The 24,736-nt window shown below is 35.0% G+C and carries 19 protein-coding genes; 8 read left to right on the top strand and 11 right to left on the bottom strand.

Going from position 1 to position 24,736, the window contains the following annotated elements; all coding sequences use genetic code 11:
• Nucleotides 1-3 precede the first annotated feature (3 nt).
• The 4 genes from BW983_RS04070 to BW983_RS04055 all read right to left on the bottom strand — a co-directional run bounded on the left by BW983_RS04070 (nt 4) and on the right by BW983_RS04055 (nt 4,163).
• Nucleotides 4-1,065 carry an efflux RND transporter periplasmic adaptor subunit gene (locus tag BW983_RS04070; RefSeq protein WP_076550107.1) on the bottom strand — a complete coding sequence of 354 codons (1,062 nt, stop codon included), beginning with the start codon at nt 1,063-1,065 and terminating at the stop codon, nt 4-6.
• Between the two features lie 6 nt (nt 1,066-1,071).
• A complete protein-coding gene (locus BW983_RS04065; RefSeq protein ID WP_076550106.1) occupies nt 1,072-2,424 on the bottom strand; it encodes a TolC family protein in 1,353 nt (450 codons plus the stop codon).
• Nucleotides 2,425-2,504: 80 nt separating this feature from the next.
• The gene (locus BW983_RS04060; protein WP_065393281.1) at nt 2,505-3,098 is read right to left on the bottom strand and encodes a TetR/AcrR family transcriptional regulator; all 594 of its coding nucleotides are present in this window, start codon (nt 3,096-3,098) and stop codon (nt 2,505-2,507) included.
• Between the two features lie 237 nt (nt 3,099-3,335).
• A complete protein-coding gene (locus tag BW983_RS04055) occupies nt 3,336-4,163 on the bottom strand; it encodes a CvfB family protein (RefSeq protein WP_076550104.1) in 828 nt (275 codons plus the stop codon).
• A 130-nt stretch (nt 4,164-4,293) separates the two neighbouring features.
• Between BW983_RS04055 and BW983_RS04050 the strand changes: the two genes are divergently transcribed.
• On the top strand, nt 4,294-4,740 hold the full coding sequence (locus BW983_RS04050) for a hypothetical protein (protein ID WP_076550102.1): 447 nt from the start codon (nt 4,294-4,296) through the stop codon (nt 4,738-4,740).
• Between the two features lie 145 nt (nt 4,741-4,885).
• On the opposite strand, the gene BW983_RS04045 is transcribed toward BW983_RS04050, so the two are convergent.
• The 5 genes from BW983_RS04045 to recQ form a co-directional block, all read right to left on the bottom strand.
• Nucleotides 4,886-5,725 carry a DUF4476 domain-containing protein gene (locus BW983_RS04045; protein ID WP_076550841.1) on the bottom strand — a complete coding sequence of 280 codons (840 nt, stop codon included), beginning with the start codon at nt 5,723-5,725 and terminating at the stop codon, nt 4,886-4,888.
• Nucleotides 5,726-5,930: 205 nt separating this feature from the next.
• Entirely contained in the window at nt 5,931-7,334 is a 1,404-nt protein-coding gene (gene lpdA, locus BW983_RS04040; RefSeq protein ID WP_045497739.1) for a dihydrolipoyl dehydrogenase, read from the bottom strand.
• A 127-nt stretch (nt 7,335-7,461) separates the two neighbouring features.
• Entirely contained in the window at nt 7,462-7,809 is a 348-nt protein-coding gene (locus BW983_RS04035) for a hypothetical protein (RefSeq protein WP_076550100.1), read from the bottom strand.
• 63 nt (nt 7,810-7,872) lie between these two features.
• A complete protein-coding gene (locus tag BW983_RS04030; protein ID WP_076550098.1) occupies nt 7,873-8,952 on the bottom strand; it encodes a glycosyltransferase in 1,080 nt (359 codons plus the stop codon).
• 398 nt (nt 8,953-9,350) lie between these two features.
• Nucleotides 9,351-11,555: a DNA helicase RecQ gene (recQ, locus tag BW983_RS04025; protein WP_076550096.1), complete on the bottom strand. Its 2,205-nt coding sequence runs from the start codon at nt 11,553-11,555 to the stop codon at nt 9,351-9,353.
• Between the two features lie 158 nt (nt 11,556-11,713).
• Here recQ and BW983_RS04020 point away from each other — a divergent pair, with 158 nt between their 5' ends.
• From BW983_RS04020 to BW983_RS03990, 7 genes are all read left to right on the top strand, one after another.
• Complete coding sequence (locus BW983_RS04020) at nt 11,714-12,673, top strand: KpsF/GutQ family sugar-phosphate isomerase (protein WP_076550095.1); 960 nt, start codon at nt 11,714-11,716, stop codon at nt 12,671-12,673.
• Nucleotides 12,674-12,683: 10 nt separating this feature from the next.
• Complete coding sequence (locus BW983_RS04015; protein WP_076550093.1) at nt 12,684-13,247, top strand: Crp/Fnr family transcriptional regulator; 564 nt, start codon at nt 12,684-12,686, stop codon at nt 13,245-13,247.
• A gap of 97 nt (nt 13,248-13,344) precedes the next feature.
• On the top strand, nt 13,345-14,031 hold the full coding sequence (locus BW983_RS04010) for a type 1 glutamine amidotransferase domain-containing protein (protein WP_076550091.1): 687 nt from the start codon (nt 13,345-13,347) through the stop codon (nt 14,029-14,031).
• A gap of 223 nt (nt 14,032-14,254) precedes the next feature.
• Nucleotides 14,255-15,082, top strand: a complete 828-nt coding sequence (gene tatC / locus BW983_RS04005) for a twin-arginine translocase subunit TatC (RefSeq protein ID WP_076550090.1) — start codon at nt 14,255-14,257, stop codon at nt 15,080-15,082.
• 228 nt (nt 15,083-15,310) lie between these two features.
• Complete coding sequence (locus BW983_RS04000; protein WP_076550088.1) at nt 15,311-18,262, top strand: reprolysin-like metallopeptidase; 2,952 nt, start codon at nt 15,311-15,313, stop codon at nt 18,260-18,262.
• Between the two features lie 165 nt (nt 18,263-18,427).
• A complete protein-coding gene (locus BW983_RS03995; protein WP_076550086.1) occupies nt 18,428-20,059 on the top strand; it encodes a M1 family metallopeptidase in 1,632 nt (543 codons plus the stop codon).
• A 131-nt stretch (nt 20,060-20,190) separates the two neighbouring features.
• Nucleotides 20,191-22,047, top strand: coding sequence for a M61 family metallopeptidase (locus tag BW983_RS03990; RefSeq protein WP_076550085.1), 1,857 nt, complete (start codon nt 20,191-20,193; stop codon nt 22,045-22,047).
• A gap of 135 nt (nt 22,048-22,182) precedes the next feature.
• On the opposite strand, the gene BW983_RS03985 is transcribed toward BW983_RS03990, so the two are convergent.
• Together BW983_RS03985 and dacB are read right to left on the bottom strand one after the other, a co-directional pair.
• Nucleotides 22,183-23,355 carry a sensor histidine kinase gene (locus BW983_RS03985; RefSeq protein ID WP_076550083.1) on the bottom strand — a complete coding sequence of 391 codons (1,173 nt, stop codon included), beginning with the start codon at nt 23,353-23,355 and terminating at the stop codon, nt 22,183-22,185.
• A 6-nt stretch (nt 23,356-23,361) separates the two neighbouring features.
• Entirely contained in the window at nt 23,362-24,735 is a 1,374-nt protein-coding gene (dacB, locus tag BW983_RS03980) for a D-alanyl-D-alanine carboxypeptidase/D-alanyl-D-alanine endopeptidase (RefSeq protein WP_076550082.1), read from the bottom strand.
• Nucleotide 24,736: the final 1 nt, after the last annotated feature.

The following is a 24,736-nucleotide window of genomic DNA, read 5'->3' as shown; positions in this document are numbered from 1 at the left end:
CGTCTACTTTATAATGTTCACTTTAGATCCGTTGTCCAGGTTGATCTGTCCGCTGGTTACCACTTGTTCACCATCGTTCAGTCCGCTTAATACCTGTACTTTATCTCCGTAAACTTTTCCGATGGTTACTTTGATCATTTTAGCAACTCCATTCTGAACAACGAATAGCTGTCCTGAACTTACACCATTTACAAACGCTTCTGCAGGAACTGTCAGCATATTCTGAGTTTCTGCTCCATTGTTGGTTTTAAAGGTAGCTGTTGCATACATACCTGCTTTTAAATTTCCTCTGTTCTGAACTTCAATTTCAACCGGGAAATTCAATGAAGCATCACTTTTCGGAGCAATGAAAGTAATTCTACCCACGAAAGAATCTTCAGGTAAAACATTTACTTTGATTGGAACTTCCTGACCTAACTGAATTTTTCCGATCTGACTTTCATCTACTAAAACAGAAAGTTTTAAACTGTTGATATTAACGATCTCAAACATTGCTGTTCCGGGAGAAACTACTGTTCCTGGTTCAACCATTTTTTTGTTGATTGTACCACTGATCCCTGCACGGATGCTAGTATCGTTTACTTTTACACCTTGAGCTCTAACTGCTGCCTGCATGTTTTTCAGCTGCAATCTTGAGTTATCAAGCTGTTGTTTTGTAACTCCGCCTGTTTTGTATGCGTTTTCGTAACGTTGGTTATCAATAATAGCGTTTTGTAAGTTATTCTGAGCCTGTGTAACGTCTACTTCGATAGCATCTCTTTTAATTGTTGCTAAAACCTGTCCCGCTCCTACTCTTGAACCTTCTTTTACCAAAACGTTTACGATACGTCCTGAGATTTCAGAAGACTGATTCATTTCCTGCTTTGGAAGGAATGTTCCATTTGCTGAATAATCAGTATCTATATTTTCTCTGGAAACGGTTACGATATTTACGTTGATCTTATCCACCTGCTTAGCAACCTCCTTTACTTCCTGAGTCTGTTTCTCTTTGTTACCGGCAATCTTATACGCTGCTAACCCTACAAGTACAGCGGCTACGATGATATATATTAAAGTTTTTTTCATTGTTTATTATGGGTTTTGTAATGTGTTTAACTCTCCTTTTGCTTTCATCAACTGAATTTCAGCCTGCTTGTAGTCTAATAAAGCATTAGCATAGTTTTGTTTTGCTTCAGTTAAAGAATTATCTGTGTCTAATAGATCTGTAAGGGTCGCTAATCCGTATTGATAGTTAGATTGTGTATTTGCCTGTACTTTTTCTGCCAACGCCACATTATCCTTCATACTCTGAATATTGATTAAAGCATTTTCCATATTGGTTGTTGCATTCTTGTAATCTAAATTCAAGGTTAGCTGTGTATTTTCAATATCCTGATTCAGATCCTGAATATCGATTTCAGCTTGTTGGATCTTAGATTTTGTAGCCCCACCCGTGAAGATTGGAATGTTTACATTTAATCCTACAGATGCCGCATCACTCCAGTTTACACCATTACTGATTCCGTTGAACCAAGGGAATTTTGTCCCCATTCCGTACCATCCGTAGTTTGCCTGAAGACTTACTGTAGGATAAAGGAATGCTTCTGTCGCCTTTTTATTAAATTGTAGAAGCTCCATTTGCTTTCTTAGAACTTTCACTTCAGATCTGTTATCTAAATTGATCTGTCCTGCGATAAGCTCAGGTTTTGGCTCAATGCTTTTTTCTTCCAGTTCAATCTGAGAATCTATTGGAACTCCCATATAAAACTTCAGTGCATTTTTGGTAAGTTCTACTCCATTAATTAGCTTTTGCTTATTGGAAGCGATATTCGTAAGCTGAACATTTGTTCTGTCAAGATCAATAGGTTTTGCCAAACCATTATCTACAAGACTTTTAATAACATTTCTTACCTTTTCAGTATTCTTATAGCTGGTTTCCAGCGTTTTCAGATTTTCTTCCTGTACAAATACATTGTAATAAGCAGTTGCTACGTTTACAATGATCTGCTCATTAGTCAGCTGAGAGTTTAATACATAAAATTCTCTTGTAGACTTTGCTGCTTTCAGACCGATGAAAACTCTCTGATCAAACAACGCCTGATTTAAGGTTGCGGCAATATTTGAGTTCCATGGCTGCCCCATTTTGAAAATGTTTCGCTGTCCCATGATCTCTACTACCGTTTCCTGAATAATCGGGTTATAAGAAACACCTCCCGCTACGCTGATCTGTGGAAGAGCTCCGGCTTTAGCCTCATCAATCTTATATTCGGCTTTTTTAACCTGTAAGGCTGCTTTTTTAGCTTCTGCCTTATTCTGGAGTGCCTGTTTGATAGCTTCCTGCAGAGAAACCTGCTGCTGGGCAGACACCGATGAAAAACCGAAAATCATAAATGCTGCAGCTATCCCAATTTTTAGCTTTTTAGCAGTTATTCGTTTTCTTTTCATAATTTTATACTACGTTTATTTTTTTAATTCTTATTTTATTTCTATTTGACGAATCATGTTAAGAAATACTTTAGATCTTTCTAATTTTTAAATAACATATTGATAATAATCTCCTTTCGCTCAGAAATAATCTTATCATACTCTTCGTCACTGATCATCAGATTTTCCATAAAAAGTGGTCGTATTGCACTTGGAAATACTAATAAGGAAACCATATTCAGAATAAACTGAACCGGACTTGTTTTCTCAATATTTCCCAATTCCATTTCTTTTTCGATATCATTGTACATTTGCTGTAAGATATCTTCTTCAATTTCTCTTTGATGGCAGGTTCCTTTATTGATCTGTGAAACGATATAGGTTTCCAGATACGGATATTGAAGACTCGTAGAAAGACTGCTTTCTATAAATTGACTGATCTTCTCCTTAAATGGAAGATCCGCATTCTGAATAATCTTTGATTTTTCCTGCTCTACTTTCTGAGCTTCATCAAAAATTATTTGGATCAGTTTGTCTCTTGATCGGAAATAATAGTTAATAAGGGTTCTATTTACTCCAGCTTCATCTGCAATCTCCTGCGTAGTAGCATCAAATTTTCCTTTCACAAAGAATAATTTCTTCGCTGTCTCCTTGATCAATTCCTGTGTTTGGTCTTTTTTTGCTTGATTTGACATTTTTGTTAAACAAATTTGTGCAAATTTAAACCGAATTTTATTTTTGACAAAATTGTTAAACAAAAAAATTAAACAAAATTGTTATGATTTACATCATGTTTTGAAATAAAGTTTTGAATTGTTACGTTTAAAATGATTTAAAAACTTACATAGAACTCTTTATTTAGAAGAAAAAATAAAGAAATAGTAGAATGAGGGGCAAATAAAAAGAGCAGAAAAATTCTGCTCTTTAATTTTTTATAATAATTTGATTTTGTCGTCTGAAATATCGATGATTTTATCTTTATAAAGTCCACCGATGGCTTTTTTGAAGTTTTTCTTACTCATCTGAAGTTCATCCTTGATCTCTTCAGGAGTAGATTTATCGGATACATACAGGAGACCATAATTTTCTTCCAGTCTATCAAGGATTTTTTGCTTGAATTCATCAATATTTTCAAATCCTTCCGGCTGTAGGGAAATATCAATTTTCCCATCTTCACGAATTGCTTTGATATACCCTTTCTCTTCTGATAATGGATATAATTTTTTGAAAACATCAGAAGCATATATCAAACCAATATACTGCTTATTGATCACTACATTCCACCCCAGTTCACTTTCATTCATCATGATAAGATCTACTTTATCTCCTTTTTGGAACGAAAGATCTTCATATTGTGGATTTCTCTTGAATTTTGTAGTTCCTGTAATCAGTTCCATATCCTCATCTACATAAATATAAACAAGGTATCTTTTTCCTTCAAGAATTTTAGTTTTCTGCTGTTTGTATGGAACGAATAAATCCTTAATAATTCCCCAATCCATAAACGCTCCACTTGGAAGACTCTGCACACAGCTCATTACGGCAAATTCACCTACTTCCGCTAAAGGGATTTCAGTAGTAGCTTTTAATTTATCATCATCCTGATATACAAAAACCTCAACGTACTCACCTACTTCCTGCTCCTCACGAATGAAGATTTTAGGAAGAAAAGCTTTTTCACTGGATTCTTCATCTTTTAAGATCCATCCTGAGTTAATTTTTTCCGCTATTTGTAGTGCCTGAGTTTTTCCGAGTTGCATTGATGATAAAATTAGCTTACAAAGGTACGGAAATTTGAAGATTTTAACCTATTTAATACATCCAAGAATCATTTTATCTTTCATACGGCTTTTAAAACCAGTACATTTGAATAAAAAAATACCTGAAATCATGAAAAAATATTTTATTTTATTCTCTTTTTTATTCATTTTTATCTCAAATGCACAGATCCTGGAAAGGACAGCCCTAAATATTTCCTATCGTTATATCGGGAGAAATGTTCTTCAAACCGGCTTGGAATTTAAACTTGGTGATTCTAATGACAAGTCTGTGATTTTAGGACCTTCAATTCTTTACACACGCATTAATGCAGCCAATAAATTTATTCCGGAAGCTAATATTTATTACATCAATAATGGACAGTTATATGGAGCTTCTGTCAATCAATATGCTGTAGAACCCAGAATTGGGATATCATTGTTCAATATATTCTTTTTGAATACCGGATATGCATTCCCAATATATAAGGATAAATACTTTAAAGGAATTACTTTCGGAATACAGTTTAATATCGCTCCTAAAAAAAGTAATTTCTATGATAATCTGAAGATGATGTAATTTTATTTTAAAAAGTCTTTCTCACCACACAGATTTTTAAATCCACACAGAAATTCATTAGTGCATTCGTTGAAATTATAAAAAACGTTATATCATTAAATTTTCAGCACAAAAAAAAGAGAAGTTCATCACTTCTCTCTGTATATTATAATCTGGAAATATAATTCATCAGTTCACGCTTACTGCTTTCAAAATCAAAAGCATCATACACCACAAAATACCTGTCTTTATCTGCGCAATTTCGATACATAGATTTTGCCAGTGACAGTTTATTTTTATCAAAACTTAATGATTTTACCAAATCTCGAATCTGTTCAGCTGTAAACATTGAGTTTCTCATCTGCTGATTAATTAAAGCGATCTTACCATCATCAAAACTTTCATTTTTCTTCATCATGTCAAAAAAACGACGGAATGTATTATTATCCATCACATTTGACTGGTTGCCCCAATTACCGGATTGATTTCCGTAAGGGTTATTCCATATATCATTCCAGTCATTAAAACCATACTGACCCTGAACAGGATATGAATCTAAAAGATATAAACCTTCATTAGTGAAAAAGTCTAATACCATTCTGCTGTTATTACGCAGCATTAATGAGCTTCTATAAATTAAAAATCCGTTTTCATAAATAGAAACAGGCATTCTTCCTGACTGAAGATCAAAAAAACGATATTTCCCGGAACCATTAGCAATCATCTGATCCCCCACTTCAACCGTAAAGAAACCTTGCTCGGGAATTCGTAGAAATACCTCAGCATATCCATAGTTTCTGTTCCATTGATAGTTTGAATTTTTAATTCTACTATTTTGACTACCTAAATTTTGATCAAAGATTTTATTTCTAAAGCCTGGAGAACTTTGCGACTTCATTTCAGAGGTAGAGGCTTCATTTTTAAGCAGCTCCCCTGCTTTTCCAGCTTCCTGTGCGAATGAGCTGATACCAGCCAGAAGCATCAAACCTATAAATATTTTCTTCATACTTATTTTTTCAGAATGAGTTTCCATTTTTATGCCAAAAAAGTGTTATTGCAGAAATTTACTTTGTAAAAAACATTTTTATTTATTGCTACTAATGCACGAATGAAATTAGTTAATTTCCATATAACTTTATAAAGCAAAAGAGACTGGCTCAAAAATGAGTCAGTCTCTTTATTATTTCAATGATTAATTTCTTAATCAGCTATTACATATGAATAGATCTTTTTGCCGTAGCATCTAATGCAGCTTCTTTGATTGCTTCTGCATATGTTGGGTGAGCGTGAGAACTTCTTGCAATATCTTCAGCGCTTGCACGGAATTCCATAGCAATTACTCCTTCAGCAATAAGGTCAGCAGCTCTCGCTCCAATGATGTGCATTCCTAAGATCTCATCAGTTTTCTCATCAGCAATAATCTTCACAAGTCCGTCTGTATCTCCACTTGCACGGCTTCTTCCTAATGCTCTCATTGGGAAAGAACCTACTTTGTAAGCTACTCCTTCTTCTTTCAATTGTTCTTCAGTTTTACCTACACCTGCAACTTCTGGCCAAGTATATACAACACCCGGAATTAAGTTGTAGTTGATATGAGGTTTTTGACCAGCTAAGATTTCAGCAACAAGAACTCCTTCTTCTTCAGCTTTGTGAGCAAGCATAGCACCTTTAATAACATCACCGATTGCATAAATGTTTGCAACATTAGTCTGTAAATGGTCATTTGTTTTTACTCTTCCTCTTTCGTCAAGCTCTACACCAGCTTTTTCAAGACCAAGACCATCTGTATAAGGTTTTCTACCTACAGAAACTAAACAATAATCTCCTTCTACTACTACTTCTTCTCCTTTTTTATCTTTAGCTGTGATTTTTACAGTATCTCCATTTCTTTCCACTGCAGAAACCGCTGTAGAAAGCATAAACTTCATACCTTGCTTTTTAAGAACTTTAGTTAATTCTTTACTTAAAGCTCCATCCATTCCAGGGATGATTTTATCCATGAACTCAACTACTGTTACCTGAGCTCCTAATCTTAGGTATACTGATCCTAATTCAAGTCCAATTACACCACCACCAATTACTACTAAATGCTTAGGAACCTCTTTAAGGTTTAATGCTTCTGTAGAAGTGATCACTCTTTCTTTATCAAGAGAGATAAAAGGAAGTGAAGACGGTTTAGAACCTGTTGCTATAATGGTATATTTGGATTCGATCGTTTCAGAAGAACCGTCGTTTTTAGTGATTTTAATCTGAGTAGCAGATTCAAAGCTTCCTAATCCTTCAAAAACAGTGATTTTGTTTTTGTCCATTAAGAAATTGATTCCTTTAGTTGTTTGATCTACAACTTCATTTTTACGCTCAATGATTCTTGCAATATCTACTTGTGGCTCATTGATGATAATTCCGTGACCTGCAAAATTGTGTTTTGCATTTTCGAAATGCTCAGAGCTGTCAAGAAGTGCTTTTGACGGAATACATCCAACGTTAAGACAAGTTCCGCCTAAAGTTGAATATTTTTCAATAATTGCTGTTTTGAAACCTAATTGTGCTGCACGAATAGCAGCTACATAACCACCAGGACCAGAACCTATTACGGTAACATCGAATTGACTCATGTTATTTTATGAATTTGTTTATTATTATCTATCTTAAGTCTCACAAATTTACATATAAATTACCAAGCACCAAAGTGAGTTTTATCAATTTTGAGATCAAAAAATTTTAAATACCTTAAGGCGGTTATTAATCTACCTTTACCTTCCCGCTTCCTATTTCTCCTGAACTTTCAAAAAACGAACCTCCATACACATACCATTCAATACTTTCAAGATATTCAATAGCGTTTTCCGGAGTTATATTTGGGCGGTCTTTCTTCGAAACAATTCCCTTGAACCATCTTCCTGATTTGGAATAGTGCTCATATTCAACAAAATAATGAATCCATATTCTTTGACATAATTTACACTGTTGAATGCTTACTTCTCCATGTCTTCCGTTAGTATGATCTATACCTAATTCCGAGCTTCTGTATTCAGTATAATTTGAGTCAGGTTTTTCACAAGCACATCCTATTTTAGGGATTTTATTCATTGATCTTTATTTTAGCGGTCCAAATCTAAGAAAATAAAGCCCCATAAGGCAAATATGATCATCCTACTTCATTAAATCCAACAAAACTTTTTCATATTTATCTAATATAATATTCTTTGAAAACCTTGATTTAATAGAATTTCTTATGGCATCACGGTTATAATTTTGCTGCATCACAGTAATTATTTTCTGTGCAAAATCTTCATAATTTTCAATATTTCCAATTTCACCATTCACATTATTCTGAATGATCTCGTTAATTCCACCAGGGCAGTTATTGGCTAAAGAATAAGTTCCACAGGCTCCTGCTTCCAGTAAAACATTAGGAAAACCTTCATATCGTGAAGAAAGTATAAAAAGATCCGCATATTTTAAAAACTGATATGGATTCTCCTGTCTTCCATGGAAAATGACATTTTTCAATCCTAAAAATTCCTTCATCTGAAGCAAAACTTCTTTGTCTTTTCCATCACCCAAAATATGAAGCATAATATTTTCATTTTTAAGCCTTGAGAAGACCTTCAATAGATTATCAAAACCTTTTCTCGCAGAAAGATTTCCTATTGCTACTACATTTTTATAATTATACTTAAATCCTTCGGGTTTTACAGACAGTTTTAGCTTTTCATCTATAAAATCAAAGTCAACGGGATTATTAATTTTGGTGATTCTTTTCTTTTTGATATTAAAGTTACTTACAAGATCTTTCATCATATCATCACTCTGCGCAATGATTTTCTGATAGTTATTGTAAAAATTATAGAAAAATCTGATTTCCTTCCGGGTAACATGCTGACTAACAACATTGGTTTCTCTGGCAATAAATTTTGTTCTCGGAAAAAGCTTGATAAATAATGACAAATAGGCGTTCACTTCTCCAAAACCGGAAAATACAATATCAGGTCTTCTTCTATATATTTCTCTTAAAATAGGTTTTAATGAATGTCTTATTCTTTCGGTATTGATGTCTATAATTTCTACATCTTTTTTTAGAAAATTAAGATATCCGCCCTGTTTACGCAACAACAAAATCTTAGGCTCAAAACGATCCCTGGAAAGATGATTTGCAATGGTGGTAACTATTCTTTCTGCACCTCCGGTTTCTAGGTCCGGCAGAATAAATATGACAGATATTTTTTTCATCAGTTAAAGTTACTAAAAAGTTTCATTATCTTTCAAATATTGGAGCTCTGAAGATTTCCTATTTCTAAGGATCTGACAATAGATCAGCCATTGTGCTATCTTAACTTAGAGTCGTAATTTTAACAAGTTTATGAACGCTAAGACGCAAAATAATTACAATGATTGAGTAAAAAGACGCAAGGATTTTATCGCCGATAATATTTTATACTGATAAGATAGGCTTATGATAGCCATGAATTCACGAATAATTATATTAGGCATAAATTGAAGTAACTTCTTTTGTTGTTTCCAAGGCTATTTTTAATATTCTTAAAGCCTATTTAGGTTATATGTTTCCACAAAAAAAGAAGTTCTTCCATGGAAAAACTTCTTTTTTATGTATTGTTTAATTTCATTAATTAGTTCGCAACATCGCTGATAAACTTGATTCTCAGCATTCTCACTTCCTCGTCAGACAATTCATCTCCGAATTCATCAAGCAATACTTTCATACTGTCACTTTCAGATTCGTTCATAAATTCCATGAAACCGTCTACGATATCTTCATCAAAATTATCTTCAATATAGTAATCGATATTCAATTTTGTACCCTGATAAACAATCCTTTCCATCTCTTTAAGAAGTTCGTCCATAGAAAGGTTCTTTGCTCTTGCGATGTCTTCAAGATCGATCTTTTTATCAGTACTCTGGATAATGAAAACTTTGTGACTGGATTTGTTTGCCACCTGCTTCAAGACCATATCCTGAGTACGTTCTATATTATTTTCTTCAACATAAGTCTTGATATAGTCGGCGAATTCCTTACCATATTTCTTGGCTTTTCCTTCTCCTACTCCATAAATTTTGTTGATTTCATCTATCGTGATCGGATATTGAACCGTCATATCCTCTAAACTCGGATCCATAAATACCGTATAGGGAGGAATTCCGTGTTTCTTGGCTACTTTCTTTCTGAGTTCCTTTAAAAGATTGAATAAGTTCTGATCTAAACCTCCAGCTGCCTGTAATTGTACCTGATCACTATCTGCCTTAGCCTGTGTAAGATCAAATTCTCTGTCTTCAGCAATTAAGAAAATATCCTGAGATTTACCTGCAAGTGTCTCTCTTCCTTTTTCTGCTATTTTCAGGACGCCATAGGTTTCAATATCTTTTTGTAAGAAATTCTGAACAGTTGCCTGTCTCAAAATTGTCTTCCAATAATTATCTTTTTCTTCTTTTCCAAAACCGAAATGAGAACTTTGTTCCAGTTTATAAGATTTTGTAACAGCCGTTTCTTTTCCGACAATCACAGAAATCAGATCTTTTGACTTAAATTTTTCTCCTGTATCGTTGATTAAATCAAGGGCTTTTCTCAGGTCTGCTGTAGCATCCTTTAATTTTGGGGGGTTGGATGAATTATCACACATTTTTGCTCCATCTCCATTTACAGGATCAAAGTTTTCTCCAAAATAGTAAAGAATATATTGTCTTCGGCTCATTGAAGTTTCAGCATAGCCTACTACTTCATTTAAAAGCTGCAATCCGATTTCTCTTTCGGATACCGGCTTTTGAGCAAGGAATTTCTCCAGTTTTTCAATGTCTTTAGGATCATAGAAGGCAAGGCAATGACCTTCACCACCATCTCTTCCGGCTCTACCTGTTTCCTGATAATAACTTTCCAATGATTTTGGAAAGTCATAATGAATGACAAAACGTACATCTGGCTTATCGATTCCCATCCCAAATGCAATGGTTGCTACGATAACATCTACTTCTTCCATCAGGAATTTATCCTGATTAGCTACTCTTATTTTTTGATCAAGACCAGCATGATAAGGAAGTGCATTGATTCCGTTTACCTGCAAAAGCTGAGCAAATTCTTCCACTTTTCTTCTGCTGAGGCAATATACAATTCCCGACTTTCCTTTATGCTGATTGATAAACTTAACAATTTCCTTATCTATATTAATCTTAGGAGTTACCTCATAATATAGATTAGGACGGTTAAAGCTTTCTTTAAAAACCAAAGCATTGATCATGCCCAAAGTTTTCTGGATGTCATCCTGAACTTTTGGCGTTGCTGTTGCCGTAAGTGCGATCACTGGTACATTGGCGATCTTATCAATAATCTGTTTAAGATTTCTGTATTCTGGTCTGAAATCATGTCCCCACTCTGAAATACAGTGTGCTTCATCAATCGCAAAGAAAGAAATCTTTACTTCTTTCAAAAAGTCCAGATAATCATCTTTAATCAATGATTCAGGAGCTACATACAAAAGTTTGGTCTTTCCGCTTTTAATATCGTCAAAAACCTGTTTTGTCTGTGTCTTGTTTAATGATGAATTTAATACATGCGCTACCCCGTCCTCAGAAGACAGCCCGTTTACGGCATCTACCTGATTCTTCATTAACGCTATTAAAGGTGAAACAACTATCGCCGTACCTTCGGAAATAAGTGCCGGAAGCTGATAACATAATGATTTACCACCACCTGTAGGCATCAAAACAAATATATCCTTCCCGTTCAGTAGGTTTTCTATGATTTGTTCCTGTTGTCCCTTAAATGTAGAAAACCCAAAATACTTTTTCAATTCGCCTGATAAATTGGCTTTTTTTGCGCTCATCTAATTTTCTATTGCTAAATTTGCATCTAACCCAAAGTTATAAAAATTCTGCTTAAAATAAAAGCGAACGAATTTATAAAAAATAAAACTTATATTAAATATTGTTTTTAAAATATAACGTTTTTTGGAAACTTTTTTGTATACCTTATTTTCATAAAATGGATAGAACCAACATAATATCAATTGCTAAAAGCACTTTAGAAATTGAAATTTCAGAATTAGAAAAATTAAAAAACAGAATTGATGACCAGTTTGCCCAGGCTGTAGAGATTATTCACTCAGCAAAAGGGAAACTAATTGTAGTGGGAATAGGAAAATCTGCCCATGTAGGTAATAAAATAGTTGCAACATTAAACTCTACAGGAACTCCTTCTCAATTTTTACATGCTTCGGAAGCTATTCATGGAGATTTGGGAGTGATCCAAAAACAGGATGTGGTACTTTGTATCTCTAATTCCGGAAATTCTCCTGAAATTGCCAATCTTGTTCCTTATTTAAAGGATTATTCTTCGGCTTTGATTGGAATGACCGGGAATAAGAGCAGTAAACTAGCTGAATTTTCAGAATTTATCCTGGACACACATGTGGATGTAGAAGCTTGCCCGAATAAACTAGCTCCTACAAGTTCTACAACCATTCAAATGGCATTAGGAGATGCACTTGCCGTTGCTTTAATGGAACTGAATGAGTTCAAAGCTAATGATTTTGCAAAATTCCATCCTGGAGGGAGCTTGGGAAAAAACCTTACTTCGAGAGTTGAGCAGTTTCTTTCTTCTCAAAAACCTCAGGTTTCTGAAGACGCTTCTATTAGAGATGTGATTATTTCTATCAGCGCATCAAGTCATGGAATTACAGTGGTAACCAATGGTGATCAGATCATCGGGGTAATTACAGACGGTGATTTGAGAAGAATGCTGATGCAAGGTGAAGATATCGGTAAAGTTCTGGCAAAAGACATCATGTCTGCAAATCCAAGAACTATTGAAAAGGAATCTCTTGCTAAAGAAGCAATGAAAATTTTAAAAGAGAACAATATCGGACAGTTGGTAGTAACTGAGAACGGGAAGTATTTCGGGATCATTGATCTGCATAAATTATTGGATGAAGGGATAAATTAATATACTTGGGATGAGCCATTTTCTAAAAGCACATATTCAGGAAATTATCAACCCTACAGATGAGGAGTTTGAAATTATCCAAAGTTGTTTTACTAAGAAGAGATTTAGGAAAAAACAGTTTCTGGTGCAGGAACATCAGCCTGTGCTTGAAATTTTTCTGATAGAAAAGGGCATTCTTAAAAGCAGTATTATTGACAATACAGGAAAAGAACATATTCTTCAGTTTGCAGCATCCAATTGGTGGATCTCAGATTTTGCCGGCTTTTTTAAACAGGAAACCTCATCATTAGCTGTTGATTGCATTGAGGATTCTGAGGTGTATGCTATATCTTATGATGATTTGAACAAACTTTGTTTACAAATTCCTATGATGGAACATTTTTTCAGAGTAAAGTCTAATTTTGGATATGTGGCTCTCCAACAAAGGATTCTTTCACTCATGAGTAAATCTGCAAAGGAACGTTATGAAGATTTTATAAAACAATATCCTGGCTTTATTGATCATATTCCCAAACAGCTTATTGCAAGTTATCTGGGGGTTTCAAGAGAGACATTAAGCCGATTATACAATTAAGATGTGACACAGATCACATCTTTTTTTTGAGGTATATCCTTATAATAATTATCTTAAAATGCCAATCTTTGTATTATAATTTTAAACAATAATCACAATGAAAAAGAAAGCATTAATTGTAGTAACAAGTGTAGAAAAATATCCTGAGATGGAAAGAGCAACTGGTTTATGGCTGGGTGAAGCGGTTCACTTTTATGAAAAACTGGCGGAGAAAGGCTATGAAATTGATTTTGTAAGTCCAAAAGGTGGTTATACTCCTCTTGACCCTATTTCCCTACAGATGTTTGTGCAGCCTGTTGACTGGAAATATTACGCTGATGAAACATTCAGAAATAAACTAGGAAACACTTTAAAGCCGAAAGATATTAACCCTAAAGATTATGGTGTAATCTATTATGCAGGTGGGCACGGTGTAGTCTGGGATTTCCCTGATAATACAGAATTACAGGAAATTGCTCGTATCATTTATGAAGACGGAGGAATTGTTTCATCTGTATGCCACGGAGCGGTAGGTCTTTTTAATATAAAACTTTCCGATGGAGAGCTTCTTATCAAAGGAAAAACACTGACCGGGTTTTCAAATTCGGAAGAAATAGCTGCTGAGCTGGCTGATCATATGCCTTATCTTACAGAAGATGTATTGAAAAACCAAGGAGCACATTATGTAAAAGCAGATCAGGACTTCATTCCTTTTGCCGTTTCTGACGAAAATCTTGTAACAGGGCAAAATCCACAATCCGGAGGTGCTGTAGCAGACAAAGTACTGGAGATTTTAGAACAATAATTAATTCATAATAAATCAAAGACAGCTGGCAACCCAAATATTTCTTCAGGTTGCCAGCTGTTCTTTTTAAGGGTACTTTTAAGAATACATCAAGTATCGGCAACATAAACTTGAACAAAATCATAGCTAATAAATTCTAAATACTGATTATTATTTCATAATTTCGCAGACTTAAACTGTTTGCCTTTCCAGAGGTAACATTTTAATAGATTCTAGTATTTATATGGACAATAACAAAGACATGTCCTTTCTTGGGCATATTGGAGAATTAAGAGGACATTTGGTTCGTTCAATTATTGCTATTGTAGTTGCTGCTTTTGTGGTGGGCTTCAATATCAATTGGATTATGGACCATATCTTTTTCGGACCTACGAGGAATGATTTTCCTACATTCAAAATTGTTAATCATTTTTCAAGAATGATTTTAGGTGAAGACAGTATTCATCTTCCAAAAGACTTTCCTGTACGTGTACAAAGGTTATATCAACAGTTCAATGTAATGATGGCTGTTTCTGTTTTTGGAGGAATGGTAGCTGCATTTCCTTATATTGTATGGGAATTATGGCGTTTTATTGGTCCTGCTTTACATCCGAGAGAGAAAAAGAATTCCATCTATATTATCAATGCAGTATGGATGCTTTTCATGACGGGAGTTTTATGCGGTTACTTTTTAATTTTACCTTTTGCGGTAAATTTTGGAGTTATCTTTAAAATTTCGGATATTATTGTTCCTCTTTATGACCTGAGTGATTATACAACATTATTTTTACAGGTAGTTTTGGGTATGGGAGTTATTTTCCTTTTTCCAATCCTTATTTATTTCCTTACAACTATCGGAATTCTTACCCCTGTATTTATGAAGACCTACCGTCGTCATGCGATTGTTTTGATTATGGTAGTTGCAGCAATCATTACTCCGGCTGATGTTTTAAGTATGCTGATGGCGGCTTTCCCATTACTTATCTTATATGAATTCAGTATTATGATGTGTACATTCACTTACAAAAAGGTACAAAAAAGGAGTGGTAATCTTCCTGCTGTACAGAAGTAATTAAAATAATGAATTAAATTTCATACATAATAAATCAAAATAAGCGTCAATTTTCTATAAGAGAATTGACGCTTATTTTTTCTCTAATTGTACTTTTTCCACAACACAATCAAACATAAAATTTAAATACAAACCTAAAAAAACAGCCAATTAATTAAAATAAAACTAAACAAAAAGCAAAACATTTATTATATTTACATTCAATAACTATTTTTATTAAAAAGTAATATGAAAAAGAAAATTATACTTGTTTGCGCTTTAGCTTTAGGGTTGACCAGCCTACAAGCTCAACGCTGGGAACCGGTATCCGGTAAAGTTAATCCTATCAGAAAAGAAGTTAAAATTGAGTACGCATATAAGATGGATCTTTCTGCATTAAGAGATCTTTTGAAAAATGCACCTGAAGCTGGAACCGGAGGTTCTCCTGTTATTGTTTCTCTTCCTACTACCAACGGAAAAGTTGAAAGGTTTTCGGTTTATAGTTCTCCTGTCGTAGTAAAATCTATGGCAGACAGATATCAACTAGGCGCCTATTCAGGTGTTGGAATTGATAATCCCAGTAAGCAAATCAGGTTCAGTACATCACCTGATGATTTCCAATCTATTTTATTTGATGCAACTACGGGAAAATATGAATTTATAGAACCTGTTAACAAGGAAAAAGATGTATTTGGAGTATTCTTTAAGTCTAATAAATCACACGAAGATCCTTTTGAGTGTACAACTTCTGAGTCTGAGACATCAAAAAAGGAAATGAATAAATTATTAAGAAGTAGAAATAATTCAAATAATGCAGGAGGAATTACCAATAGAAACAATGATCAAAAGTATAAAACTTACCGACTTGCGGTCTCTGTAAATGGTGAATACACCCAGCTTGCAGGTGGTGTTCCACAAGCTGCTGCACGTATTCAGGCTACGATCAACAGAGTAAATTCTGTATTTGAAAAAGATTTTGGGATTCGTCTGATCGTTCAGGATGTACCTCAACTTATTTTTACAGATCCTGTTACTGACCCTTATTCTGACGTTATCGTTAACACTAATGGTTCTTTTGGCGCACCAACTGCCTGGAATCTACAGGTTCAGAGAGCTATCACTGCAGCTATAGGTAATAACGCTTATGATATAGGACATTTCTTCGGACACCGTGGTGGCGGCGGTAGTGCAGGACGTGTAGGAAATGTTTGTATAAACCCAGCAAGTGATAATGATGCTACCTCAAAAGGAGCGGGAATTACTTCCCCTGCCACACCAGATCAACCTTTCGGAGATAATTATGATATTGATTTTGTAGCACACGAGATTGGTCATCAGTTCGGTGGCGCTCACACAATGTCTCTTGCCCTTCACGGCGCTCATATGGAGCCAGGATCAGGTTCTACTATTATGGGATATGCGGGAATTACAAACGCGAATGTTCAGATGCATTCTGATGCTTATTTCCATACTAAAAACATTGAAGAAGTACAGGCATATACTAATTCTAAGAGTTGTGGAATTAGTACACCTATCACCAATACTCCGCCAGTAATACAACCGTTTACCGATAAGGCTATTCCAAAGGGAACTGCCTTTGTATTAACAGCTTCAGCAACAGATGCTGAAAATGATCCGATGACGTATACATGGGAGCAATATGATCTTGCATCAATTACTTTCGGACCTGTAAGTCCAAATAGTAATAATGGAGCCAACTTCAGATCTCTACCACCTACATCTTCTCCTACCCGTTACTTCCCTGCTCTTGCAACTGTTCTTGCTGGAAATTTAACTAATGTTGCAGCTTGGGAAACAGTATCGAATGTTCCGAGAACAATGAAATTCAAAGTAACAGCAAGAGATAACCATCCAGTAGTGACCGATCAGCAGACTCAGAACTCACTGATTCGCTTGAAAGTAATGAATGATGGTCCTTTTAAAATAACTTCCACTACCGTTTACAATAATACTCCTGGTGCTATTACCTGGGATGTTGTAAATACAAACAGCGCTCCATATAATGTTCAAAATGTTAAAATAGACTATACAACAGACAATGGCGCAACATGGAATGTGATTAGCCCATCAACTCCAAATGACGGTTCTGAGCCATTCAACTTCTCCTCTCTTGCTACAGGAGCAAATGTTAAGATCAGAATAAGCGCTATTGATAATGTATTTTATGCTATAGGAAATGCTACAGTAGCAGCCTTAGCAAATGAATGTACCTCAGCTGCTCCAACAGGAATAACTGTTTCAGGGGTTACAATGAATTCAGCTAATATAAACTGGCCTATAGTACAAGGAGCAACCTACTCTGTAATGTACAGAAAAGCAGGAGCTGCATGGGTAACAGTTCCTGTATCTACAAACGCCTATTATTTATCCGGATTAGAAGAAGGTACTCAATATGAATTCCAAGTGGCTAACAGTTGTGGTTCTACAATAGGTAATTATACTCAAGGTAACTTTACAACGCTTGCATACTCAGTTTGCCCTGCAACGGGAACAAACTCTGATGATGAGTTTATCTCTAATGTTACTGTGACTCCTGCGGGAATGAATCCTATTTCGAATCCAAGTACAGGTACACCTTATTCAAACTATGTAAATGATCCTACCAAACTAATTACCTTAAAGTCAGGAAGTACTGGCAATTCACTGAGTGTTTCAAAACAGTGGACAGCTACTTCTTATAATGAAGGAGTTTCAGCTTGGATAGACTTTAACAGAGATGGAATTTTCTCTGAGTCTGAAATGATCTTTACCAGCGTACCTAACAAAGTAACTCCTGTATCCGGAACATTCTCTGTGCCTGCAGATGCATACACTGGAAAAAATGTGATCATGAGAGTTATTATGGGATACCTTGCTCAGCCAATAGACGGATGTAACAGTCAGGGATATGGCGAGATTGAAGATTATCCGGTAAGCATTGAACAACAGCTTAGCACTAATGATGTAACAAAGGATAAGAGTTCAATTCAGGTATACCCTAACCCTGCAAGTGATGTCTTAAACATTACTCAGGTATCTGCTAAGGCTCAATATTCTATTACGAATATGGCTGGTCAGATAGTAATGAGCGGACAAATCAATGACAACAAAGTTCAGGTATCTAAATTAAGTACAGGAGCTTACGTGATTTCTATTGAAGATAAAGGAACCACTTCAAATGTGAAATTTATTAAAAAATAAAAATTAGCAATAATATTTTATATACAGCCCGGCAGATGTCGGGCTTTTTCTATATAAAGAACTGTATTTTACTTCTTTTTCTTCAATTCTTTATTTTTTGCCTGCTTATCACTTCGCTGTTAATTTAATTTTATACTTTTGAAAAGATTATTAATTTAATTTCACATGAAAAAGCTGTCATACACACTGTTATTAATTTCCGGAATTGCTTTTGGGCAACTCTTTGAAAAAGATAAAGTTTATACCAAACAAGATACATTAAAAGGCTCCAACACTGCTTTCAGAGATTTCTGGGATGTCAAAAAATATGATTTTTCCGTAGAACCTGATTTTGAACAGAAAAGCCTCAAAGGAACTAATAAGATCAGCTTTGAAATTATAAAAAATGTAACGAATCCTGTATTTCAGATTGATCTTCAACAACCAATGAAAGCTGGAAAAGTGGTAGCCAATTTCCCAATCGCCAGCTATAAACAGGATGGAGATTTTATCTTTATTAAAACCAATAAAAAATTCAAGAAAGGAGAAAAATATACCATTGATGTTGATTATTCCGGGAATCCACAGATTGCTAAAAATGCACCCTGGGACGGTGGATGGGTCTTTACAAAAGATGAAAATGGTAATCCGTGGATGAGCCCTGCCGTACAAGGTATAGGTTCTTCTATCTGGCTTCCTACCAAAGATATCTGGAGCGACGAACCTGATAACGGAATCATCATGAAAATCATTACCCCAAATGATCTCGTAGGGGTCGGAAACGGAAGATTAATTGATAAAAAGACCAATGGTAATAAAACGACCTATACATGGGAAGTGAAAAACCCTATCAATGACTACTCCATCATTCCTAATATTGGTAAGTACGTCAATTTTAAAGATACGTTTGACGGCGAAAAAGGAAAATTAGATCTTGATTACTGGGTTCTTGATTATAACCTTGAAAAAGCGAAAAAACAGTTTCAGCAGGTAAAACCTATGCTTTCCGCATTAGAATACTGGTTTGGTCCTTATCCTTTCTATGAAGATTCTTATAAATTGGTAGATTCTCCATATTTAGGGATGGAACACCAAAGTAATGTTGCTTATGGAAATGGCTATCAGAACGGATACCTGGGAAGAGATCTTTCAGGAACCGGAGTCGGATTAAAGTGGGATTATATCATTGTTCATGAAAGCGGGCATGAATGGTTTGCCAATAATATTACAGCAAAAGATGAAGCAGATATGTGGATTCATGAGAGCTTTACCATGTACTCTGAAGTACTTTTCACAGAAAAATATCTGGATAAAAAATCTGCTGACATTTACATGATAGGTCTAAGAGGAAAAATAGCGAATGATATTCCTATTATCGGTAAATATGGGGTGAGAAATGAAGGTAGCGGTGACATGTATCCTAAAGGAGCCAATATGCTTCACACCATCAGACAGGTCATCAATAATGATGAAAAATTCCGTCAGATTTTAAGAGGATTAAGTAAGGATTTCTATCATCAGACCGTTACCACAAAACAAATTGAAGATTATATATCCTCAAAAGCAGGAATTGATTTTTCTACTGTTTTCGATCAGTATTTAAGAACAATTAAAATTCCTACTCTTGAATATTCTCAAAACGGAGATACTTTGAAATTCAGATATACAAATATTGTAAAAAACCTGAAACTTCCAATCATTATCAATGGAGATCAGACCATAAATCCTACGGAAGAATGGCAAACTGTAAAGCTTAAGAAAAGTACTCCGGTTGATTTCAACAAGAATTATTATATTAATTACCTGAGTGTTCAATAAATAATAAAAGGCAGATTCGCAGATCGTGAATTTGCCTTTCTTTTTTTATAAAAATTTTAAGAAAAGTTTAATAGTCTGTTTCGTAACAAAATGAAAAAAACAGCAACTACTTAACTATAAATTTAAACCTAATGAGAAAAACAGCAATTAGTTTAGGCTTATTTGCCGCTTTTTTAGCGAATGCACAGTCTATCAAAACCACTATTGACCTCGTTAATGTAAAGGATGATAAAGTAGCCGTTACGATGGAATTCCCGAAAATGAAATCGGGAGATATTAAGTTTCATTTTCCAAAAACAGTTCCCGGAACTTATTCCGTAGATGATTACGGAAGGTTTATTGAGGGAATTAAATTTTATGATAACAAAGGTAAAGAGCTTGCCTTTACTAAAGTGAATGACAATAGTTATTCATTGAAAAATGCTCAAAACCTCAGCAAGATCTCTTATCTTGTGAATGACAGTTTTGATGAAGAAATGGATACTTCAAAGCATAAAGCCGTATTTTCTCCTTCAGGAACGGATATTGAACAAGGAAAAGTTTATATGATCAATACCCATGGTTTCATAGGATATATTGAGAATATGCAGGACGTACCTTATCAGTTATTAATTCAAAAACCTACGGATTTTTACGGGACAACAGCATTGGTAGATCAGGATAAATCTGAATCTACAGACACATTTACATTAGCAAACTATGCTAAAGTGACTGATTCTCCATTAATGTATACTAAGCCTGATTATATTACCTTCAACGCAGGAGGAATGGAACTTGTTTTAGGCGTTTATTCTCCAACAGGAAAATATAAAGCAGCAGACTTCAAAGACAATCTTGAAAAAATGGTTATTGCCCAAAAGAAATTCCTTGGCGATATGAATACCAATAAAAAGTATGCGATCATGCTTTATTTATCTGGTGGTGACGGTCCTAAAGTCAAAGGTTTCGGAGCATTGGAACATCATGAATCTACAAGTGTTGTGCTTCCTGAAGCAATGCCTAAGAATGCTATTGACCAAACCATTACCGATGTAGTTTCCCACGAATTCTTCCACACGGTAAATCCTTTAAAAACTCACTCTGAAGAAATTCACTACTTCGATTATGCAGATCCTAAAATGTCTCAGCATTTATGGATGTACGAAGGAGGAACTGAATATTTTGCCAATTTATTCCAGATCCAGGAAGGGTTAATCACCAAAGAAGAATTCCTTCAAAGAATGGGAGAAAAGATTGCCAACTCCAAAAACTACGATGATACCATGCCGTTTACGGTAATGAGTAAAAACGTATTACAGGATCAGTATAAAGATCAGTACAGAAATGTATACGAAAAAGGCGCTCTTCTGGCAATGTGTATGGATATTGAACTGAGAAAAATTTCCAATGGAGAAATGGGATATCGCGATATGATCAGAAAACTATCTCAAAGATTCGGGGAAAACAAACCGTTCAAGGATGATAAACTTATTGATGAGCTGGTAACAGTTACCGGATATCCTCAGGTAAAAGAGTTTTATAATAAATATATTGCAGGAAACCAACCTACACCTTATGCTGAATATCTGAATATGGTAGGTATAGAAGTACATAAGCAGGAAAGTGCACCTCTCTTCTGGTTTATTAAAGACCCGAACCAGACTGGATATGATGATAAAACCAAGGCTTTTGCATTTGATGAAAACTCTGCTCTATCTCCGTTTGCTAAAAGCATAGGATTTAAAATAACAGATCAGGTTCTTGCTTTAGATGGAAAGACTGTTGATATCCAAAAAGTTCAGGATTTTATTGGCTATACAAAAACCATTAAAGACGGACAGGCTGTTACAGTAACCATTTTGAGAGATAATGGTGGTAAGAAAGAAAAAATGGAGCTTAAAGGAAAAGCTATCCTGGATAAAATGACCATGGAGATGCCTCAATTTAAAGCAAATCCAACTCCGGCAGAACTGAAGCTTCAGACTCAGTGGCTGACTGGTAAGAAATAAAAGAAAAGCGGGGAAATTTCCCCGCTTTTTATTTTTAGAAACTATTCGCAAAAAAATAGATTTATTTAAATATTGAAAGTTTCTTTTATGACATCAAACCTTATAGGTTTAAAATTCAAATTCATTATTTCAAGATTAGGCATCTCCTTTTCTTATCGTAATTCTAAAAGTACTCCCCTTTCCTACTTCAGTCTGAGAGATTTTAATGTCTCCGTTATGATATTCATGAATTACCCTTCGAGCCAATGACAATCCCAGTCCCCAGCCTCTTTTCTTGGTAGAATACCCTGGCTTAAAAGCATTTCTTGCTTGTTGTTTCGTCATCCCGCTTCCATTATCTTTTACTTCAATCAGTATATTTTTATTTCTTTCAAATACAGACATCACAATAGCGCCCTCTCCTTTCATAGCATCCACAGCATTTTTCACAAGATTCTCAATTACCCAGCTCATCAGGATTTTATTATGGGGTACCAAAACAGTATAATTTGGAAGATGAAGAGTGAAATTCACCTTTCTGGAGATTCTTGTTTTTAAATAATCATAATTTTCCTGAATCGTTTCATTGAAATTCATATCATTCAACTCAGGAACAGAACCGATCTTTGAGAAACGTTCAGAAATGGTTCTTAACCTTTCAATATCTTTTTCCATTTCATGAATACCATCAGAATCAGGACTCTCCAGCTTCATGATTTCCATCCAGCCGATCATGGAGGATAAAGGGGTCCCGATCTGGTGTGCAGTTTCTTTAGCAAGCCCAGCCCAGAGATATCCTTCATCAGTCTTTTTAATGGTCTTAAAAAACCAGAATGTAAATCCGAAATACATCAGAATAAACAATCCTAAAATATAAGGCGAATACCGAAGATTATTGAGCAGTCGTGAGTTATCATAATACACAAACTGATTGTTTCCATCTGGAACCTTAATTTCAATAGGAGCATAATTTTTCTCCATATTTATGATCAGATCATGCAATTTTTCAGGATTTTTGATGGTACTCTCTGGAATGTTTCGATAATATCCCAGATCAAGAATCGGTTTTTTATCCTTATTCGTTACAATAAAAGGAATGGTATTATTAATATTCAAAATTTCCGGCAACAAATCTAAAACATCTGTATCCGGAGTCTTTACTTCCTGTTGAATTCTGATCGCTTTTGAAAGCAGGCTGATCCTTTTAATCTCTTCTTTTCTGAGAAAATTAATAAGTGCTGTAGAAGACACTACAATGGCAATTACCAAAGTCGTCATTACAACAAAAATAATCCAGTTATTCAGTCTGGTAAGTATGGATTTCCTCAAGTGATTTTATTTTAAAACATTAAGAATTTTCTGCAACTCGGCACTTCCACTTCCCTGATAATTATTGATGATAATTGAGAACACATATTTTTTCCCATCTTTTGCTGTATGATATCCTGCAAAGGATTTTGTATCTCTCATTGTTCCGCTTTTCATTTTCATTCCGTTATCCTGAACCGGAAATCCATCATAATAGGACTCAAACCATGCTTGTTTTTTTGCATATAAAAGTGCTTGAACCTCTGCTTTTGCAGCCACATAGTTTTGAGGAGAAAGTCCGCTTCCGTCAGCAAAATTGATCATATTCGGGTTTATTCCCTTTGATTTCCAAAACTCTTTCAGATAAGATACACCACTTTTAAAGCTGGGATTTCCTTTCTTTTCTTTTCCTAAGGTTTTAATTAAAGTTTCTCCATAAAGATTAACACTTTTTCTCAAAAACCAATAGACAATTTTGTCCAGAGTCGGAGATTGATAAGTAAGAATAATATTATTTTTCGGAGCTTCCAATATCTGTTTTCCTTCTATTTCAAGTTGTGAATTGGTCACTGCTTTTCCTGAAAGCTCTACCCCGGATTCTTTTAACCATTGTTTTACTTCTGTTGCCAGCTGTAATGGCGGATTAGGAGTCGCCCCCGAAACAGTTACCGTTTTCCCTGCCGGAAGCATCCCATTAATCAGAGCCACCTTGGAATGAGGTGCCGTAAAGATCAGACTTTGATCAGAACTTCCGCCTGCTTTTAAATCATTAAGCCATTGTACACCTTCTAAAGGATAAGAGAAGCTTTTAAAATCTGTCCCGTTTATATTGATATCAAACTGGTTTTCTCTCCAATTGATTCCCCAAACTCCTGCACCATAATAATTTCCAAGATCATCCCAAGGCCATCCACCCGGAATCGTCTGGTGGTCAAAATAAGAATCATCGATAACAAGATCTCCGGAAATTTTGGTGATTCCTGAATTTTTAACAGCATCGATCAGTTTCTTTTTAAAACTTTCAGGTTTGTAGGCTTCATATCTCCAACTTCCTAACGTAGGATCTCCATTTGAACTGATGAAAAGGTTTCCGCTCAGTGTTCCGCCGGATATATTCCCGGAATAGCTGGAAGTTGTAGTATAAGTATAATTTTTCCCTAATGTTTCTAATGCAGCACCCGCTGTAAATATTTTTTGGGTAGATGCTGTGGAAAGCCCTTTATTTCCTTGATATTCGTATATAAAATTACCGTTTTCATCTGCTACATAGAAAGATAAACCGGAAGCTACTGCTCCTGAAGAATCCATCAGATCCTTTGTTACTTTATCCAGTTTTTGGGCTATATTCTGAGCCGAAACCATCTGTACAGAAAGTGTGAGAACTGCAAGTGTTTTTTTCATT

Origin of the sequence: Chryseobacterium ureilyticum, assembly GCF_900156735.1 — a bacterium.
Lineage (GTDB): Bacteria > Bacteroidota > Bacteroidia > Flavobacteriales > Weeksellaceae > Chryseobacterium > Chryseobacterium ureilyticum.
This window is presented reverse-complemented; position numbering and strand designations above follow the sequence as displayed.

Coding starts and splice junctions, on each gene's coding strand:
- BW983_RS04070 (WP_076550107.1), bottom strand. CDS start 1,065: ATGAAAAAAACTTTAATATATATCATCGTAGCCGCTGTACTTGTAGGG.
- BW983_RS04065 (WP_076550106.1), bottom strand. CDS start 2,424: ATGAAAAGAAAACGAATAACTGCTAAAAAGCTAAAAATTGGGATAGCT.
- BW983_RS04060 (WP_065393281.1), bottom strand. CDS start 3,098: ATGTCAAATCAAGCAAAAAAAGACCAAACACAGGAATTGATCAAGGAG.
- BW983_RS04055 (WP_076550104.1), bottom strand. CDS start 4,163: ATGCAACTCGGAAAAACTCAGGCACTACAAATAGCGGAAAAAATTAAC.
- BW983_RS04050 (WP_076550102.1), top strand. CDS start 4,294: ATGAAAAAATATTTTATTTTATTCTCTTTTTTATTCATTTTTATCTCA.
- BW983_RS04045 (WP_076550841.1), bottom strand. CDS start 5,725: ATGAAGAAAATATTTATAGGTTTGATGCTTCTGGCTGGTATCAGCTCA.
- lpdA (WP_045497739.1), bottom strand. CDS start 7,334: ATGAGTCAATTCGATGTTACCGTAATAGGTTCTGGTCCTGGTGGTTAT.
- BW983_RS04035 (WP_076550100.1), bottom strand. CDS start 7,809: ATGAATAAAATCCCTAAAATAGGATGTGCTTGTGAAAAACCTGACTCA.
- BW983_RS04030 (WP_076550098.1), bottom strand. CDS start 8,952: ATGAAAAAAATATCTGTCATATTTATTCTGCCGGACCTAGAAACCGGA.
- recQ (WP_076550096.1), bottom strand. CDS start 11,555: ATGAGCGCAAAAAAAGCCAATTTATCAGGCGAATTGAAAAAGTATTTT.
- BW983_RS04020 (WP_076550095.1), top strand. CDS start 11,714: ATGGATAGAACCAACATAATATCAATTGCTAAAAGCACTTTAGAAATT.
- BW983_RS04015 (WP_076550093.1), top strand. CDS start 12,684: ATGAGCCATTTTCTAAAAGCACATATTCAGGAAATTATCAACCCTACA.
- BW983_RS04010 (WP_076550091.1), top strand. CDS start 13,345: ATGAAAAAGAAAGCATTAATTGTAGTAACAAGTGTAGAAAAATATCCT.
- tatC (WP_076550090.1), top strand. CDS start 14,255: ATGGACAATAACAAAGACATGTCCTTTCTTGGGCATATTGGAGAATTA.
- BW983_RS04000 (WP_076550088.1), top strand. CDS start 15,311: ATGAAAAAGAAAATTATACTTGTTTGCGCTTTAGCTTTAGGGTTGACC.
- BW983_RS03995 (WP_076550086.1), top strand. CDS start 18,428: ATGAAAAAGCTGTCATACACACTGTTATTAATTTCCGGAATTGCTTTT.
- BW983_RS03990 (WP_076550085.1), top strand. CDS start 20,191: ATGAGAAAAACAGCAATTAGTTTAGGCTTATTTGCCGCTTTTTTAGCG.
- dacB (WP_076550082.1), bottom strand. CDS start 24,735: ATGAAAAAAACACTTGCAGTTCTCACACTTTCTGTACAGATGGTTTCG.